At 49.8% G+C, this 16,234-nt stretch carries 16 protein-coding genes and 1 tRNA gene; 11 read left to right on the top strand and 6 right to left on the bottom strand.

Annotated features, from left to right (window positions below; all coding sequences use genetic code 11):
- Window positions 1-2: 2 nt before the first annotated feature.
- The 6 genes from MR847_RS03530 (at window position 3) to MR847_RS03505 (ending at window position 6,432) form a co-directional block, all read left to right on the top strand.
- Window positions 3-1,814 (top strand): hypothetical protein, encoded by a 1,812-nt coding sequence (locus MR847_RS03530; protein ID WP_287722958.1) that lies wholly within the window; start codon window positions 3-5, stop codon window positions 1,812-1,814.
- A gap of 3 nt (window positions 1,815-1,817) precedes the next feature.
- Entirely contained in the window at window positions 1,818-2,462 is a 645-nt protein-coding gene (locus MR847_RS03525; RefSeq protein ID WP_100425923.1) for an OmpA family protein, read from the top strand.
- The gene (locus tag MR847_RS03520; protein WP_106519576.1) at window positions 2,459-3,142 is read left to right on the top strand and encodes a hypothetical protein; all 684 of its coding nucleotides are present in this window, start codon (window positions 2,459-2,461) and stop codon (window positions 3,140-3,142) included. The genes MR847_RS03525 and MR847_RS03520 overlap by 4 nt, the downstream gene beginning before the upstream one ends.
- Window positions 3,143-3,249: 107 nt before the next feature.
- Window positions 3,250-3,531, top strand: coding sequence for a metal-sensing transcriptional repressor (locus MR847_RS03515; protein WP_100425925.1), 282 nt, complete (start codon window positions 3,250-3,252; stop codon window positions 3,529-3,531).
- Window positions 3,532-3,549: 18 nt separating this feature from the next.
- Entirely contained in the window at window positions 3,550-3,918 is a 369-nt protein-coding gene (locus tag MR847_RS03510; RefSeq protein WP_106519577.1) for a heavy-metal-associated domain-containing protein, read from the top strand.
- A 21-nt stretch (window positions 3,919-3,939) separates the two neighbouring features.
- On the top strand, window positions 3,940-6,432 hold the full coding sequence (locus tag MR847_RS03505; RefSeq protein WP_287722957.1) for a heavy metal translocating P-type ATPase: 2,493 nt from the start codon (window positions 3,940-3,942) through the stop codon (window positions 6,430-6,432).
- A 65-nt stretch (window positions 6,433-6,497) separates the two neighbouring features.
- On the opposite strand, the gene argH is transcribed toward MR847_RS03505, so the two are convergent.
- From argH to MR847_RS03485, 4 genes are all read right to left on the bottom strand, one after another.
- Window positions 6,498-7,901, bottom strand: coding sequence for an argininosuccinate lyase (gene argH / locus MR847_RS03500; RefSeq protein WP_287722956.1), 1,404 nt, complete (start codon window positions 7,899-7,901; stop codon window positions 6,498-6,500).
- A 119-nt stretch (window positions 7,902-8,020) separates the two neighbouring features.
- Window positions 8,021-8,404, bottom strand: a complete 384-nt coding sequence (locus MR847_RS03495; RefSeq protein ID WP_287722955.1) for a PAS domain S-box protein — start codon at window positions 8,402-8,404, stop codon at window positions 8,021-8,023.
- 10 nt (window positions 8,405-8,414) lie between these two features.
- Window positions 8,415-9,665 carry a LamG-like jellyroll fold domain-containing protein gene (locus tag MR847_RS03490; RefSeq protein ID WP_287722954.1) on the bottom strand — a complete coding sequence of 417 codons (1,251 nt, stop codon included), beginning with the start codon at window positions 9,663-9,665 and terminating at the stop codon, window positions 8,415-8,417.
- Window positions 9,662-10,504, bottom strand: a complete 843-nt coding sequence (locus tag MR847_RS03485; protein ID WP_287722953.1) for a TIGR02147 family protein — start codon at window positions 10,502-10,504, stop codon at window positions 9,662-9,664. Before MR847_RS03485 ends, MR847_RS03490 begins: the two co-directional genes overlap by 4 nt.
- A 181-nt stretch (window positions 10,505-10,685) precedes the next feature.
- Here MR847_RS03485 and MR847_RS03480 point away from each other — a divergent pair, with 181 nt between their 5' ends.
- A complete protein-coding gene (locus MR847_RS03480; RefSeq protein ID WP_106519582.1) occupies window positions 10,686-11,009 on the top strand; it encodes an SUI1 family translation initiation factor in 324 nt (107 codons plus the stop codon).
- Between the two features lie 76 nt (window positions 11,010-11,085).
- Here the strand turns inward: MR847_RS03480 and MR847_RS03475 are convergent.
- A tRNA-Asn gene (locus MR847_RS03475) sits at window positions 11,086-11,158 on the bottom strand.
- A 70-nt stretch (window positions 11,159-11,228) separates the two neighbouring features.
- A complete protein-coding gene (locus MR847_RS03470; protein ID WP_287722952.1) occupies window positions 11,229-12,140 on the bottom strand; it encodes an Mce/MlaD family protein in 912 nt (303 codons plus the stop codon).
- 304 nt (window positions 12,141-12,444) lie between these two features.
- On the opposite strand from MR847_RS03470, the gene MR847_RS03465 reads away from it, so the two are divergent.
- The 4 genes from MR847_RS03465 (at window position 12,445) to MR847_RS03450 (ending at window position 15,585) form a co-directional block, all read left to right on the top strand.
- Window positions 12,445-13,032: a zinc ribbon domain-containing protein gene (locus MR847_RS03465; protein ID WP_287722951.1), complete on the top strand. Its 588-nt coding sequence runs from the start codon at window positions 12,445-12,447 to the stop codon at window positions 13,030-13,032.
- Window positions 13,033-13,295: 263 nt separating this feature from the next.
- Window positions 13,296-13,886, top strand: a complete 591-nt coding sequence (locus MR847_RS03460) for a phosphatidylglycerophosphatase A family protein (protein ID WP_100425935.1) — start codon at window positions 13,296-13,298, stop codon at window positions 13,884-13,886.
- Window positions 13,887-14,423, top strand: coding sequence for a DUF5662 family protein (locus tag MR847_RS03455; protein ID WP_106519586.1), 537 nt, complete (start codon window positions 13,887-13,889; stop codon window positions 14,421-14,423).
- A gap of 67 nt (window positions 14,424-14,490) precedes the next feature.
- Window positions 14,491-15,585, top strand: coding sequence for a GGDEF domain-containing protein (locus tag MR847_RS03450; RefSeq protein ID WP_287722950.1), 1,095 nt, complete (start codon window positions 14,491-14,493; stop codon window positions 15,583-15,585).
- Window positions 15,586-16,234 lie beyond the last annotated feature (649 nt).

Below are 16,234 nucleotides of genomic sequence, written 5' to 3'. Positions count from 1 at the left end.
CAATGACAAAATCTTCTCGGACTCTCATCATTTCCCTGATCGGTGCAGTCGTTCTTGCGATTGGCGCTGTCTATTTTGGAGCCCCGCTTTTTGGCTGGCTCATCATGATTGCGATTTTTGCAATTTACCTTCTGACGTCGTGGAATATTTTCCGCGAAATCCGTGCGACAGATGTAGAACGGGGACAGGTGAAAAAACTTGTTGAAGTTTATAACGCAGGCAATGTTCCTGCGGATTCCGATGTGGAAGGCGAAGGCATTTTGAATTCTCGTGTGCGCTTTTTCAAGACCCTTTCGCAGAAACAGGTCGTGGTGACGGTGCAGGACCTTCCGTTTCTCAAGTCGACGTGGGCTTCGAAGGAAGAAGAAACCGTGCACAGCCATAGCGGCGTCGTGGTGCTTCTCGGTTTGATGGGTACATTCTTCGGCTTGATGCTTTCGATCAATGCGGCGGGTTCTGCAATCGATACGAATGCGACTTCCGAAACGACGCTCGGAATTATTCAGAACATCTTTGCGAGTATGAAGGGCATCTTCGGATCTTCCCTTTGCGGTCTGTTTGCTTCCTTGGTCTTGAGCTCCATCCACTCTTCCTATGAATCGGATCATGAAAAGTTGATGGCGGAACTCGATGAATTTACGCTCTTCTATTTGATCCCGAAGACCGCTTCGGCTGAAAATGTGGCGGCAAACGAAATCCGTCGTTTGATCGATACGGTAAAGTCTTCGGATACGGCCCGTGCGGCGGATTTCCAGAGCATGGTCGAAGCTTCGAAGGCTGCGGAAGCGTCTCGTTCCGAGTCTTTGTCGGCAAGTCTCGCTTCGATGGAACAGGCTCAGAAACAGAATCTTGCCGAGCTGCAGCAGTCCTTTACGGATAGCGTTTCGAAGTTCGGTGAAAAGGCGATGCAGGATCTGGCGATTGCTCAGAAGGCGGCTCTCGAAGGCATGCAGGCTGCGGTCCAAAAGCTTTCGGAAGAATTCTCTGCGGTGCAGAAGGCCGCTGCGGAAGGCATTGTCGCTTCGGGCAAGTCAGCGTCTGCAGAACTCCGCGATTCCCTTTCTCAGGTGACTTCGGGCCTTTCCGAAGAAATGCAGAAACTTTCGACGAGCGTCAAGTCAATCGAATCGGGCGTTGTCGATGGTCTTGAAAAAGAAATTTCGAATCTCTCTTCGAGCGTTGCCAATTCCATTTCCACGCATCTCGATTCGCAGATGGCAAATTCCGGCGAACAGTGGAACGCCTTCATGGATTCTCTCAAGGCTTCGACCGAAAAAGTCGCGGAAGCCGAACAGAAGGGTCTCGAAGTGCTCCGCTCTGTGGCAGAAGAGGTGGCTTCCAAGGCGAACGATTCCACGGTGGGGCTTTCGAATACGGTCACTTCCGAAATCGAAAACCTTTCGCAGAAGGTGCAGACCTCTTTCGCAGAGCTCGCCAAGTCTTCTGCATCTCTTGTCGCTTCTCAGCAGGCGCTTATCACCGGTATCGACAACCGCGTGGTGAAGGAAAACGAATCGACGGAAGCGCTCGGTTCGAACATTGCGGAAGCGGCAACGCTCATGCGTGTGAATCAGTCCGAATTTGCGGCAAACCTCGAAATGTTCGGCAAGGGCATCGAAGCGGTGCTTTCGAAGCTTTCGGGCGACGTGCCGGAACGCGAAAACGAACAGAACTTTATCGAACAGCTGAACACCGCGTTACAGTCCTTCCAGGAACGCTCTGGCGAAGTGCTGCTTGAAAACGCGTTGAAGACCCAGGAAATTCTCCTGGAAATCTTGGATCAGGTTCAGAAGGCTCCTAAGAAGGTGGACTAATCTATGGCGAAGCGTCGCGAAGATAGCCACTGGCTGATTTTTACGGACTTGACGGCAGGCCTTCTCGCCCTCTTCATTCTTGCCTTTGTCGCCATGACGACGATGAAAGAAAAGAAGGCGGAAGCGCTGACACGTACCGAACAAGAAGTCGTGAGCTGTCAAGAAGAAATGCGCCGTGTTGCCAAGGAACGCAACGCGCTGCTTTCTCAGAGCTTGAAGGCTCCTCTCGAAAAGGGAATTATCGCACTCGAAAATGGAAACATCCAGATTCAGGCGTCCTTCCTTTTTCCGCGTAACGGAGCTGATTTGACTGCCGAAGGCGTGGGTATCATTAAATCGATTGGCCAAGGTTTGCTAGACGTACTCGATACCGGTGACGCCATCATGGTCTCCGGCTTTACCGACGACACGCCGACGAATTCTCCGACTTACACGAACTGGAACCTTTCCACGGAACGCGCTGTGAACGTGGTCAAGACTTTGATCAACCAAGGCTTTCCGGGTGAACGTATTTTTGCCGCGGGCTTTGGACCTTTCCATCCGCGCGTGCCGAATACGAGTGAAGAAAATCGCCGTTTGAACCGCCGCGTGGAAATCGGCATTACGCCGATCCGTAAGGCAGAAGCGGCTGAGGTTGTGCAGAAATGAGCGAAGCGTTAGACGCTGAATATATTGCCTTAAAAGGCAAAGTAGACGAGCTCCGTAAAAAGGATCGCTTGCCGTATTGGCGTCTGGCTTATGCGGAGTTTTCGCTGTCACGCATTGGCGATTACATTGCGGTCGGTGGAAAGGATGAAGCGCATGAAATGATTGTGCGTTTGAACCGTTGGGTCGATGAGCACGAAAAGGAACTCTCCCGAACGGCAAAGCCCGCGCCGGCAAAGGTTTCGCTTTGGAATGTTTCTGCCATCGAAAAGGAAATTTCTCGTTTGCAGGCTTCTCTTGCGGCTAAGAATTACCTGATTCCGGTGGCGGAACGCATTTCGTTTTCGCACAACATGGAACGTGCCAAGGAACTTCTTTCGCAAGGTAAGTTTGACAAGGCGTATTCGGAACTCTTTTCGCTTCGTTCGCAGTTGGTTTCCCGTTTGCATCGTTCTTACCGTGCGCGCGCCGCGATGATTCTTTACAGCCAACATGCTTCGGGTTTTGGACATTCTCCGACGGGTGCTGTGGTGGGACTGTATAATGCAGAACACACGCTTGAAAATGCGCTGTCCTTAGTCGGCGAACGCGATGCCATTTGGGTGGAAGACTTCCTTGAACTCTACGACAGCCTTTCCAAGATCACGGAACGCCTCGCTCCGCAGGATCGTAAACGCCGTTAAATTCCGTTTCGAGCTTAAAGACTTCGATTGGACGAGAATCGCTCCCGCATTCGGGAGTTTTTTTGTGCCCCTTGCAATATACCCCTTGGGGGTATTATATTGTAGGTATGAAAAAGACAAAACATCGAGATCCTGAAGAAGTCAAGCAGTTGATGGCCCGCTTGAACCGAATCGAAGGTCAGGTTAAGGGCATCAAGGGCATGATCGAAAAGGACGCCTATTGTACACACGTTTTGACCCAGGTCGCTGCGGTCAATGCTGCTCTCAATTCGTTTAATAAGGTGTTGCTTTCAAATCATCTTCGCACTTGTGTTGCAAAACATGTGCGTGAAGGCGACGACACCGTTATCGATGAGCTTTTAAAAACACTTCAAAAAATGATGAAATAATTTTCCAAGGAAATCACCATGATCAACATTATCATTATCACCATCATTGTACTTGCCATCTTCTTTGCCGTACGCACCTCCATTCGCCATTTTATGGGCCAAGGCTCTTGCTGCGGCGCTAACAGCGGGGGATCCTGCGCCCTCGAAAAGAAGCTCGACGGTACGGTCATTTTCAAAAAGAACATCAAAATTCAGGGCATGATTTGCGAAAAATGCGAGGCTCGTGTGCAGAACGCTTTGAATGAAATCAACGGGGCATCTGCCAAGGTGAATCTGAAAAAGGCCGAGGCGAAGCTCGATGCGATCCGTGAAGTTTCGGAAGAAGAAATCCGTTCCGCTGTTCAAAATGCGGGCAATTTCAACGTCGTTTCGATCGAAGATCGCTAACCTTGAACGCTAGAGGTTAGAATGGGCAAGTACTCTGTGACAGGAATGAGCTGCGCTGCGTGCGTCGCTCGTGTGGAAAAAGCAGTCAAGGCGCTCCCCGGCGTAGATTCCTGCGCGGTGAGCCTTTTGACGCACTCCATGCAGGTAGACGGATCCGTTTCTTCATCGGATGTGATTGCTGCGGTGGAAAAGGCGGGTTACGGCGCAACGCCTGCAGGGGATTTTGTCCAGGGGAAGGGAACGACTCCCGCGCTTTCTGCGGCATCGCTTGAAAATAAAGAGATTCCCCTTCTCAAAAGGCGCTTGATCGCCTCTCTTATCTTCCTTGTTCCGCTGTTGTATTTTAGCATGGGACACATGATGTTCGACCTTCCGCTGCCGCGCTGGTTTATGGAGCCTTTGCCGAATACCGTCGCGATTGCGCTTGTGCAGATGACGCTTGCGGGTATTATTCTGGTGATTCACCAGAAGTTCTTTGTGAACGGTTTTAAGGGTATTTTGCACCGGGCTCCGAATATGGATTCGCTGGTCGCTCTTGGCTCGGGCGTTTCTTATTTGTACAGCCTGGCTGTTTTGTTCCAGATGACACGTGGCGGGGAAGGCGCATATTTTTTTGAAGGTGCGGCAACGATCGTCACTTTAATTGCGGTGGGCAAACTTTTAGAGGCCATTTCCAAAGGCCGCACGACAAATGCGCTCAAAGGTTTGATGGATCTTGCTCCGAAGACGGCACGCCTCGTGGTGACGGAAAACGGTCGGGAAGAGGAAAGGATTGTCCCTGTGGAACAGCTGAAGGTGGGCGACGTTTTCGCGGTCCGTCCGGGGGACAGCATTCCAGTGGACGGTTTTGTGCTGGAAGGCTGTTCTGCGGTCAATGAATCCGCTTTGACGGGCGAAAGCATTCCGGTCGATAAAACGGTCGATGACCGCGTTTCGGCGGCGACGATCAACCGCTCCGGTTTTTTGAAGTGCAAGGCGACCCGTGTGGGTGAAGACACGACCCTTTCGAAAATCATTCAGATGGTTTCGGCGGCGTCGGCGACCAAAGCCCCGATTTCAAAGATTGCGGATCAAGTCGCAGGATTTTTTGTGCCGGTCGTGATTTCAATTGCGGTTGTGACGATTGGCGTTTGGATTTTGGTGGGTGCCGATGTCGGTTTTGCACTTGCTCGCGGTATTGCGGTGCTTGTCATCAGTTGCCCATGCGCGCTTGGTCTTGCAACGCCTGTGGCGATTATGGTCGGTAACGGCGTCGGTGCAAAGCATGGAATCCTTTTTAAAACTTCCGCTGCGTTAGAAACAGCAGGCCGCTCCGAAATCGTGGTGCTCGACAAGACGGGAACGATTACCCGTGGCGAACCGGAAGTTACAAAGATTCTTCCGGCGGAAGGTGTATTGGAAGCAGAACTTTTGAAGCTTGCGGCGAGTCTTGAATCGAGAAGCGAACATCCCTTGGCGAAGGCGATTATGGCGAAGGCCGTAAACGTGGATCTTTGCGAAGTTTCCGAATTTACGGCGCTTCCGGGGAACGGCCTTTCGGCAAAGATTTCTGTGGATGGGCAAAAAGAACTTTTGGTCGGCGGATCGCACAAGTTTATAGGATCGCAGGTTGCACTTTCAAAGGATGTGGACTTGCAGGTGGAATCTCTTTCGAATGCTGGAGCGACGCCGCTTTTGTTTGTGCAGGGAAAACGTTTTTTGGGAATCATTGCGGTGGCGGATCAGGTGAAGCCGGATTCTGCTACGGCGGTTTCGGAGCTTCGGCAGATGGGCCTTCGTGTGGTGATGCTCACCGGCGATAATCTGCGGACGGCGCAGACGATTGCGAAGACAGCGGGCATTGACGAGGTGATTGCCGATGTTCTTTCGAATGAAAAGGAGGCGGTCATTCAGCGGCTCCAGGCAGAACTTGCGGAAAGCGGTAAAAAGAATGCGAAGGTCGCGATGGTGGGCGACGGTATCAATGATGCGCCTGCGCTGACTCGTGCTGATGTGGGAATTGCGATTGGAGCGGGGACGGACGTGGCGGTTGACGCAGCGGATGTGGTGCTTGTAAAGAGCTCTCTTTGTGACGTGGTGACCGCGATTCGTTTGAGCCGTAAAACGATTCGGAACATCCACGAAAACCTTTTCTGGGCGTTTATTTACAACGTGATCGGCATTCCGCTTGCGGCGGGCTGCTACTACCACTTTTTCGGTTGGACTTTGAATGCGACTTTTGCCGCTCTCGCGATGAGCCTTTCGAGTTTCTGCGTGGTGACGAATGCGCTACGCTTGAATTTCTTCAAGAATCCGGAAGCGAAGAGGGCGAATTTTCGAACCTTAAAAGTCGAAGGCATGATGTGCTCGCATTGCGAAGCCCATGTCAAACAGGCTCTAGAAACTTTGCCCGGAATCCTGTTGGCGACGGCGAATCACAAAAAGAAATCCGTCGAAATCGAATTTTCGGAAATGCCTTCGGACGCAGATATCGAAGCCGCTATCACAAAGGCGGGCTACGTATTCAAAGGCTAAACTAAATTTGCAAAACAAAAGCCCGGCAGCTATTCTGTGACGGGCTTTTTGTTGAATCTGAAAAATTACTTCTTCAATTCTTTCTTGAGAATGGCTTCGGCCTTTTTGAACTGGTTTTTTACAGAGTTCGCACCGGTACCGCCTTCGATGTTACGACGGGAGACGGAATAGGCAAAGGTCAAACGTTTTTTCACGTCCTTTGGATTCGGCACGCCCTTGGCAGCCCACGCTTCATCGGAAAGGTCCGTGAACTGTTCACCGAGCTTCGCAGCTTCGCCGACAAGGCTTCCCACGATACGGTGTGCATCGCGGAACGGAACGCCGTCTTCCACCAAGATGTCTGCAAGGTCCGTGGCGAGAAGGGCCGGGAGCATGCGATCTTCCATCCTGTCGAAATTCCAGCGGGCGCTTGCGATCGCTTCGCTCATGACGCGGAGAAGAACCTTGGCGGTGTGCGTGCTGTCAAAGACCGGCTGCTTGTCTTCCTGAAGGTCGCGGCTGTAAGAAAGCGGTGCGCCCTTCACCAGAGTGAACATCGCCGTGTAATTGCCGAGCATACGACCGGACTTACCGCGGATCAATTCCATCGAATCCGGATTCTTCTTCTGCGGCATCATGGAAGAACCGCTCGAGAAAGCGTCGGAAAGGGTGAGGTAACCGAATTCAGAAGAGCTCCAAATCACAAAGTCTTCTGCATAGCGGCTGAGCGTATTCGCGATGATTGCGAGATCGTTCAAAAATTCGAGAGCCATATCGCGGTGCGAAACAGCATCGATGCTGTTTGCGCTCGGACGTTCAAAGCCGAGTTCTTCTGCGACGAGCTGACGGTGGTATGGGAATGCAGAACCTGCAATCGCACCGCTTCCGAGCGGAAGTTCCACGTGCAAATCGAGGAAGTTGTCAAGGCGCTTCACGTCGCGGGAAAGCGCAAAGAAGAGACTCATCATGTAATGGCTGAAGAGAATCGGCTGGGCCTGTTGCAAGTGTGTGTAGCCCGGCATAATCTTGCCGAAGTTCTTCTTGGCAACGTCCAAAACGTTCTTCTGCAGTTCAACTACGAGAGCGCGGATTTCTGCAGCGCGGTGACGCATGTAAAGTTTGAAGTCCGTGGAAACCTGGTCGTTGCGGCTTCTGCCGGTGTGAATTTTTTTGCCGAGATCGCCGATGCGGTCCGTCAAAACGCGTTCCACGGCCATGTGGACGTCTTCGTCCGTCGGGAGCCAAAGATTTTTGCCCGCATGAACGTCGTCGAGAATTCCCAAAAGGCCTTTGCGAATCTTGGCATAATCTGTTTTGGTGAGAACGCTGGATTCCACAAGGCCCTTTCCGTGGCCGAGAGAACCCTGAATGTCTTCTTCCAAAAGCTCCTTGTCAAAATCCAAGCTGAAGCTGAGATCGATCATGCTTTGGGCCATTCCGCAGTCAAAGCGGCCGTCCCACATCATTTTTTTGCCTTTCTTTTCGGCCATTTGGAACCTCTTCACAAGTGAATTTTTTGATTCGCCTTAAAGATAAAAAATCAGCCTCCCTCTGTGGTTCTTGAGGGAGGCCGATTTCTTACGAGAAGGGAGTTTTCTAGCAGTAAAAATTAAAGGGCGACGATTTGCGGAGCTTCATAAAGGGGTTCTTCCACCATGAACGTTTCTTCGTTACCCGTTTCCGTGATATCCGAGAGCTTTTGGAAGGTGTTTTGGTAAACTGTCTTTCCGTTCAATTCGGAGGCTTCGCGGGAAATGCTCGCGAGGAAGCTGCGTCCTTTGCGGTTCTTGAGGCGCACAATGAAGTGCGACGCCTTTGTCGTCGCGTTCTGGATGAACGAAGTCCAATCTTGGTCGTAGCGGAAAACATCGCGGATATAGTGCCATTCGACTTGTTCTTCCTTGTATCCGAACAGACGGCAGAAACGCTTGTTTGCCGTCAGCAGGCGACCGTGATCATTGATTTCGCAGTATGCGGCTTCGTTGTTCTTCATACGGTACCTCCTATTCTTGATAGCGATAAAGAGCGTCAATTTCTTCAATTGCGGTTGTAGAAAGTCGAACTTCGTCAATTAAAAGGTTTAAGTTTTCCTTGCCGAAGTAAAGCGGAATGCCGTTTTCTCCGACGAGAACTTCAAAATCCGTCGCCACGGTAGCTTCGAACTTGCCGTTCACGTAAAGCTTTGCCGAGTCGCCGCTCCACGAGGCCGCGAGATAAGTCCAGGAGCCGATTTCAACGGCGGCCCTGCTAATCGCTGCGCTTTCGCAACGGAGAGAATCTCCGGAACCTTGGGCGATAAAGAATCCAAAAGCGGAACCTTCGATGCCGCAGGTATCCTTTAGAACGGAAAGGCTAAAGACCGCGCTATCACTAAATCCGAGCTTTCCGACGATATTCTTCACAAAGGCGGAATCGCTTTGCAGATTTTGAATGTTCACCCACGCTTCGACGGTAAAAGCCTTCGCGCTGTCAAGAACGCCCTTGTCGTTTTCGACGACTGCAAAATCGCTAGCGCTTTTAAAATGGAGCGCCTTGCCCGCATCACGACCCGCTTCCAAAGAGGCTTCGCCGTAAAGCACTGCATTCCCCGAAACGCCACGGACATCGGCCGCAGTATTACCGTTGAAAGATTCAAACGTCCAGTATCCTGCCATCGCGTAATCCGTCGACAGCGGTAAAATCCAGTGAGCCGGAACGCTTGCCACCGAGTAAGTTTGATTCAGTACGTAATTCGACTGTGGCGAAAGAACCTGAATCGAATGTTGTCCCTGCGGCACGTTCACGAGCGTAAAGGAACCTTCTTCATCGGTAATCGCTTTCCACGGAGAGCCGGCGAGAGAAACGACTGCACCGACTGCGGCTTCGTTTGTGCGCAAGTAAACGTTTCCGGAAAGGGTTTCGGTCTTTGTCAGTTCGGCATCGCGGGAAACCGTTTTGCCGTAGACAGAAATCGTGTCGTAGTAGGCGAAATCTTCAGAGATGGCGCTTAAACCGTAAACGCCTTTTGCCTTAGGCGAAATCGAAAATTCGCCCTGGGAGTTCGTCGTGTCGTTGTAGACTGTCGAATCCGAACCGCTGACTGCCTGAGCTTGCACAGCGACGCGGGCTGCGGCTTCTCCGCTTGGAAGCGTCAGCGTACCGGCAATCGTATTCGTCTCTTCGGAACTTCCGCCGGCCACATGTGTGGAACAGGCGAAGAAAATACCTGCGCCTAAAATCGGAAGGGCTGCAAAAAGAGCTTTCATCGGCTTCATGCGGCACCTCCTTCGACAGAGGAAGAAAGCTTTTTCGTCAGCGGAAAGAACTGCACATTCAAACGGTAAACGCGATCGGTTTCCGGAGATTCTGTGACGATATTTGAAATGCGACGGCGGAATTCCGCGATCTCGGCGCGGATTCTCGGTAGAATATTTTCAGGGACGCCGAGCGTTAAACCGGAAATGTCGCGCTCTTCTACGGGAACCGTGGCCAAAGCTTGAACGGCGAGCTCTCCCATTTGACGGTGCATGTCGCGCACGGCGAGCGAGGGCATTTCCAGATTGCCCGTCGAAATTTTTTGATTCGTTTGCGTTAAGGTCCCGTCCGCATTTTTAGAGAGGAGACCTGCGTTCAAAAGAACCTGGATGGACTTGCGAATCTCTGCCGCGGAACTTTTGAATATCAGCTTATCGGCGACTTCGGAAACCTTGGATTTTGCCATGTGAGGCAAAGCTTCGCGTAGCACCGAGGAAACCCAGGATTCGTAATAATCGTACTGGTCTTCGCCGACAATTTTCACCTTGTTCGATTTTGCAATCGATCGGAGTTCTTTGAACAAAAGTTTCTTTTCTTCCGCTTTTTTGCTCTGGTTCATTGCCACGAGAATGCGGAAATATTCCACATCGGCGCCGACAAGGCCCGTTGCGTTTGCCACGCGTTCCGTTCCTCGTTCGGAAAGGTTTGCCTTGCCTTCGATCACGAGCTTCAAAAAAACGGGGGAGCTGTAACCGGCGAGCTTCGAAAATTCTCGGAACGAGAATCCATAGGGCTTTCTTTCTTGATAGAAGTCCCTCAGAAAGTCTCGGAAGTCCGAATATTGCATCACCGTTTTCATACCTTTATGAATATATACTCTCAAACATGAAAATGCAATAAAACAATGATACAAAATTAACGAAAAATCATCAAAAATACCAAAAATAGAATAAAATATGAAAAATCTTTAAAAATCTATGATACGAAAAGGCGCGCTGTCCATTTTTTTTAATTTTAGGTAAACCTTCCACGGAGATTTTATGATTGAAGAACGTTCTTCCCTCGTCTATGTGACGGGAAAAGGCAAAATTGAACAGCCGAAGCCTGTGGCGGAACGCCCCAAAACGGATGGCGTGGTGCGCATCCTTTTGAAGCGTCTCGGTGGAAATAAAATGGTCAGCGTCGTCACGGGCGTCGACTTAGATGCAAACGCTTTGGCGGACCTTGGGCGCGATCTTAAGCGTAAATGCGGAACCGGTGGAACGGTCAAGGATTTCCAGATCGAAATTCAGGGCGACAAAAGGAACGTCCTCAAGGCGGAACTCGAAAAGCGGGGTTATACGGTCAAGCTCGCTGGCGGTTAGTTCAGAGGTAAGAACTTGGAGTGTGAACTGATGCCTGATCCATAAAAAAAGACCCCGATTTCTCGGGGCCTTTAAGCTGCCTCAACTGGACTCGAACCAGTGACAACCTGATTAACAGTCAGGGGCTCTACCAACTGAGCTATGAGGCATCGTGGTGACCCAAATATAAAAAACGAGAATTTCTTGTCAAGGGGGTTGTGTGAAGTATTTTCACTTTTTTCAATTTTTTTGATTCTCCTGACGCTTCTTCGCTTTTTCACGGGCGGTTTCCCCGATCAGATTCAGGTTCTTCCACTTCAAAAGCTGAATCTTGTTGCCGTTTTCGTCATACATGGCGATGCCCTTGGTGTTAATCGCCTGGATCAGCTTTTTCATTTGGGCGACGAGCTGGTTAACCTTATCCACAGTTTTTTTCGTATTCAAGAGGTTCTGCGTCAGTGTATCGGTTTCAACGGCTTGGGTAATCGCTTCGATCTTTTCGATGCCTTCAGAAAGGCCCTGCAGGGCTCCGTGCGCCTTGGCGATCGAAGAATCGGCTTGGGCTGTGATCGTACGGATGGTAGAGTCGGCGGCGTCCGCTGTTTTATGGATGGTCGCAGAGGCGTTTTCAGCCTGGGCGAGGACTTCTTGGATTTTTTTGCCGGTCGCATTCGTAGTCTTTTCAAGCCCGTTGAGCAGACTTTCGACCGTCTTCATGGCTTCTTGGTATTTTTGGGTGACGCTCGACAATGTGTCGTTTCCCGAAAGGATGGTGAGGACGGCGTCTCGGGCGACCATCGCCTGGTCGTGCAATTCAGTGATAAAGCGAAGCGATTCGGTAATGCCCGGAACGAATTCGCCTTTAAATACATGATCCTTGGGAAGGACCTCGCCTTCGTGGGTGCGAATGAGTTCAATGCGGCGCTGCCCCATCAGGGCGAATGCGGCGTTGCGAAATCGGGTGCCTTCGTGCAGGGTAATCGGTTCGTCAAAGACAACGGTCACACGGGAACGGTCGCCGAGCCACTGTACATCGCCGACGTGTCCAATCGGGTAGCCGTTTTCGGTCATCGGATCTTCGGGAGAAAGGGATCCGAGTTCCTGGAAGTCGATCGTTGCCTGGGTGGAACTTTCTTGATGCGCATGCCACATTCCGAATGAAACTCCCACGATAATCAGAAGGAGAATAGCAAAAGAAATGTAGCCTAAGGCTTTGTCCGAGATTTTCATATGGGTAGAATATAATTTTTTGAACGCCTTAAAAGACGGTTTCGGTCAAAAGGATGCCCCTATCGGACGCTGCAACGCTTTCTACCGTTTTTTGGCATCGTCAAGGTTGCTCTCCATGTGGTAGGGCAAAGTTCGCCAGCTAAATCGCGCCTAGGGTGCCCGCAAAAAAGTCTTGACAATCATCTAAAATAGTGTACATTTGTGCATATAACAAAAAGGAGAAACTATGGAGACGCAATTTTGTCAGAGCTGCGGAATGCCGCTCACAAACGAAATCTTCGGTACGAATGCCGATGGCAGCAAGAACGAAGAGTATTGCATCTACTGCTACAAGGACGGTGCCTTCACCGGCGACTTCAACATGGAACAGATGGTTGAATTCTGCTCGCAGTTTGTCGATGAGTTCAACAAGAATACCGGCAAGAACCTCACCCGCGAAGAATACAAGGAGGAACTCCACAAGTATTTCCCGACGCTCAAGCGCTGGCGCTTCCCCGCGGATCAACTGCCGCACGCTACTTCGCCCATGAAGCAAAAATTCATCGAGGAAGTCAACGCCCTCGGCGTCAAGGACATGCCGAAAATCGACAACCTCTTTGTGTTGCAGGGCGCGTTCATCAATCAGGAATACAAAATTAACGGCAACAGCGTCAAGTTCCTGGACGATAACGCCAGCTACTGGGGCAATCAGGTCGAAAAGAAGGGTGCCGAAGGACGCTGCTTTGGAATTGCATGCGACGAACGCTACATTCTCGTGAGCGAATATGGCAAGAACGGCGCTGACGCCGAAATCGTCGTCATCAAAAAGCGGTAAAGGGTATGATTAAAGCTTCTTTTCCGAATAGGGGACGGACGGGGCAACAGTCCTAAATCTAGGTCGTGATGATTGCAAAGTGCTAAATCGCGTCTGGGCTGCCCGCAAAAAGTTTTTTTTCATCGAAAACGGCGCGTATTTAACACATGGTGTTTAGGTTCGTACTTTTACCGGGCAGCCATATTTTTGAAAAGGGTTCTTCTGATGGGAGAACCTTTTTTTTCAAAAAATCGTTCGGTTAAAAAGTTCTACATTGCAAGGTGATGAACCGAGAAGAATTACATGCCAAATATCATAAACCGAAAGTGCCGCATCAGTGGCGCTGCACCGATAAAATTTCGGCTTTGATCTGCACCTTCTTTGGAACGGGAATGCTCCCGAAAATGCCGGGATCCTATGGCAGCCTTGCCGCGGCGCTTGTCGCTTATCCGCTTGCTATTTTCAGTTCTGAATTTTGGCCGCTCCGTTATGAATCTTGGACGGAAGAGGGCGTAACTCTCGACTCTTACGGATTCTTTTTGTTTGCGGCGCTTGTCGTCTTTTTTGCAGCGATCCCGTTTGTGAAAAAGGCGATGCGCGATACGGAGACAGAAGATCCGGGTTGGATTGTAATTGATGAAGTCTGTGGCGTCTTTATGGCGCTCGCGTTTATTTCGGCGGAGTCGATACTTTCTAACCCATGGCTTTTGCTTGTCGCTTTTGGCGTTTTCCGCTTTTTTGATATTCTAAAACCGCTTGGCATTCACAAGTTCGAAAGTTTCCCGGGCGCTTGGGGAGTGATGGCGGACGATTTGCTCGGCGGCGTTTATTCGGGCATTGTCCTGTTTGGGGTCGTGCGTGTTTTTGGACTTTAAATGTGGCATTTTTTAGGGCATTTTATCACGATTACCAAGCATCGAAACGAAGTCATGCGACTTTGTTTTAAGGCGGGCATCGGACTTCAAGGCCTGTTTCACGACCTGTCCAAGTATTCTCCGACAGAGTTTTTGCCGGGCGTCAAGTTTTACACAGGAAAAGAATCTCCGAATAATGGGGAGCGACGCTTTTATGGTTACAGCCGTGCCTGGATGCATCATAAGGGCCGCAATAAGCACCATTTTGAGTATTGGTACGATTATGACCTGGTGACAAAACAACTCGTTCCAGTCGATATGCCGGACCGCTATATCAAGGAAATGTTCTGTGACCGCGTTGCAGCATCCAAAATCTACAATGGGAAGAGCTATTCCCAGAAAGATCCGTTCCTTTACCTAACAAAAAGTTCAGCTCGGGAAAAGATGACCGATTCCACATATCGGAAATTATTCTTCCTTTTAAATATGTTGGGAGAAAAAGGAGAACGGGAGACCCTAGCTTTTATCCGGAAGGCGAAGAGGCTTCCATTGGAGTAAGGGTCGGTACATGTACGAAATTAATTTGCCTGAGATTTATATTGCGGATGCGTTGGGCATTTTTTTGATGCTCAATGTCTTGTTTAGCGGTTCGTGGAAATTACAGAAAAAACGGAAAGAAGATAAAATCCTGCTCGGCATGATTATCACGATTTTTATTTCGTGTATTGCTGATGTGGTCACTTTTACGGTGGACGGGCTTCCGGGAACTATATTCCGAAATGTCGCTTACGCTTCAAATTTTGTGCTTTTCCTTGGAAACCTGTTCATTGGGCCTTTGTGGCTGATGATGATATTAAAGCATATTGGGGGTCGAATTCCGAAGGGGCAGCAGATTTTTACGGCGGTTGTGTCGGGATTCGGCTTTCTGTTGTTGCTATTGAATTTTGTTTATCCGATTCTTTTCTGCTTGGACGATACGAACCGCTATTCTCGGGGTTCTTTATTCTGGATCAACAATTTGATTGAAGCTCTCTTTATGCTGGATAGCGTCGCTTATTATTTGCTCATGCGCTTCCAGAATGGCGGTCTTAAATTCTTCCCTGTGATGCAGTTCTTTTTGCCCGTTTTTGTTTGCGTAGCGGTACAGAATGCGTGGTATGGAATTTCAACGATTTGGGTCGGTATTGCAGTCGGTGTGACGGGCATGAACCTTGCCCTGCAAAATGAAAATATTTTCATCGATAAATTGACGGGTCTTTTTAACCGTTACTATTTGGATAAGGTTGTGGAAGAAATGGGCAAGCGTCGTGGCTTTGTCATGATGATGCTCGATTTGAACGACTTTAAGCTGATCAATGATACTTACGGACATTCTCGTGGGGATGAAGCGCTTGCGGCGATGGCGGAAATTTTGCGAGATTCCATGGGCACTTGTGGAACGGCTATCCGCTATGCGGGCGACGAATTCGTGATTCTTGTGAACTCCGATCTACCGGGGATTGCGGAACGCTATGAAAAGCGCATTCGCAAAAATGTGGATTTGTACAATGAACGAAGCTTAAAAAAGTACGCTCTCTCGGTTTCCATCGGAAGCGGCTACTTTAATCTGAAGGACAACAGCGTCGACGATATTTTGGAAATCATCGATAAGCGTATGTACGACGATAAACGCAGCTTTTATGAATCGGGCCATCTTCCCGATCGTAGACGTCAGGGATAATATTTCCCATTGACATAGCCCCGTCCCGAATGGTTCGGAGCTACCGGATATTTTGAGATTGTAGAAACATCTTCGGCTCGGCAATGAAAATGCAAGCATTTTCGCAGCACTCGCCTTACGATGTTTTCGTCTCTTATTCCTAAAATTTCCCTTTTTCCCTTAGTTCGTCATTCTCGGCTTGACCGGGAATCTTTTCTTTACTATCATTCTCCGCAGACATAGCCCTTTGCCGCAAGGCGAGGGGCGACAGAGATTAACGTAGAGTTAGCTCTTATTCTCGCAACTGAAATCTGGTAAATTTCAAATCTATCGAGAATAAGGCGAGCACTCACGTCCAGCAATGGGCGTGGGTCGTTTGTGCTTATTGATAGATAGGTTTACCAGAGCCTCAGTTGCGGTAAGTACATTCGACGCCACGCTTTTTTATTCGAAATCGTGACGCGAACAGCACTAAATAAGGGCCGCACACCCTTAGCTGTGAGGTTCACGTGGCAGAAACATTGGATGGTCTCAAGGTTCGTATCCACGAACTGGAAAAAGAAGTCGAACGCTGGAAGTCTCAAGTCAAAAGTGTTCGTTATGGGCTTAACTGGATGGATGTTCCAGAAGCCTTTGACAAGGATTCCGAAGACAAAATCCCAATCCTCGA

This window comes from Hallerella sp. (assembly GCF_022776125.1).
In the GTDB taxonomy this organism is placed as follows: domain Bacteria; phylum Fibrobacterota; class Fibrobacteria; order Fibrobacterales; family Fibrobacteraceae; genus Hallerella; species Hallerella succinigenes.
Note: the sequence above shows the minus strand (reverse complement) of the source record. Positions and strands in the feature narration are given on the sequence as shown.

What these genes read in the sequence shown, in the direction of transcription:
- MR847_RS03530 (WP_287722958.1), top strand. Translation starts at nt 3, where the DNA reads ATGACAAAATCTTCTCGGACTCTCATCATTTCCCTGATCGGTGCAGTC.
- argH (WP_287722956.1), bottom strand. Translation starts at nt 7,901, where the DNA reads ATGGCCGAAAAGAAAGGCAAAAAAATGATGTGGGACGGCCGCTTTGAC.
- MR847_RS03490 (WP_287722954.1), bottom strand. Translation starts at nt 9,665, where the DNA reads ATGAAGCCGATGAAAGCTCTTTTTGCAGCCCTTCCGATTTTAGGCGCA.
- MR847_RS03460 (WP_100425935.1), top strand. Translation starts at nt 13,296, where the DNA reads ATGAACCGAGAAGAATTACATGCCAAATATCATAAACCGAAAGTGCCG.
- MR847_RS03465 (WP_287722951.1), top strand. Translation starts at nt 12,445, where the DNA reads ATGGAGACGCAATTTTGTCAGAGCTGCGGAATGCCGCTCACAAACGAA.
- MR847_RS03495 (WP_287722955.1), bottom strand. Translation starts at nt 8,404, where the DNA reads ATGAAGAACAACGAAGCCGCATACTGCGAAATCAATGATCACGGTCGC.
- MR847_RS03515 (WP_100425925.1), top strand. Translation starts at nt 3,250, where the DNA reads ATGAAAAAGACAAAACATCGAGATCCTGAAGAAGTCAAGCAGTTGATG.
- MR847_RS03505 (WP_287722957.1), top strand. Translation starts at nt 3,940, where the DNA reads ATGGGCAAGTACTCTGTGACAGGAATGAGCTGCGCTGCGTGCGTCGCT.
- MR847_RS03470 (WP_287722952.1), bottom strand. Translation starts at nt 12,140, where the DNA reads ATGTGGCATGCGCATCAAGAAAGTTCCACCCAGGCAACGATCGACTTC.
- MR847_RS03485 (WP_287722953.1), bottom strand. Translation starts at nt 10,504, where the DNA reads ATGAAAACGGTGATGCAATATTCGGACTTCCGAGACTTTCTGAGGGAC.
- MR847_RS03450 (WP_287722950.1), top strand. Translation starts at nt 14,491, where the DNA reads ATGCTCAATGTCTTGTTTAGCGGTTCGTGGAAATTACAGAAAAAACGG.
- MR847_RS03510 (WP_106519577.1), top strand. Translation starts at nt 3,550, where the DNA reads ATGATCAACATTATCATTATCACCATCATTGTACTTGCCATCTTCTTT.
- MR847_RS03455 (WP_106519586.1), top strand. Translation starts at nt 13,887, where the DNA reads ATGTGGCATTTTTTAGGGCATTTTATCACGATTACCAAGCATCGAAAC.
- MR847_RS03480 (WP_106519582.1), top strand. Translation starts at nt 10,686, where the DNA reads ATGATTGAAGAACGTTCTTCCCTCGTCTATGTGACGGGAAAAGGCAAA.
- MR847_RS03525 (WP_100425923.1), top strand. Translation starts at nt 1,818, where the DNA reads ATGGCGAAGCGTCGCGAAGATAGCCACTGGCTGATTTTTACGGACTTG.
- MR847_RS03520 (WP_106519576.1), top strand. Translation starts at nt 2,459, where the DNA reads ATGAGCGAAGCGTTAGACGCTGAATATATTGCCTTAAAAGGCAAAGTA.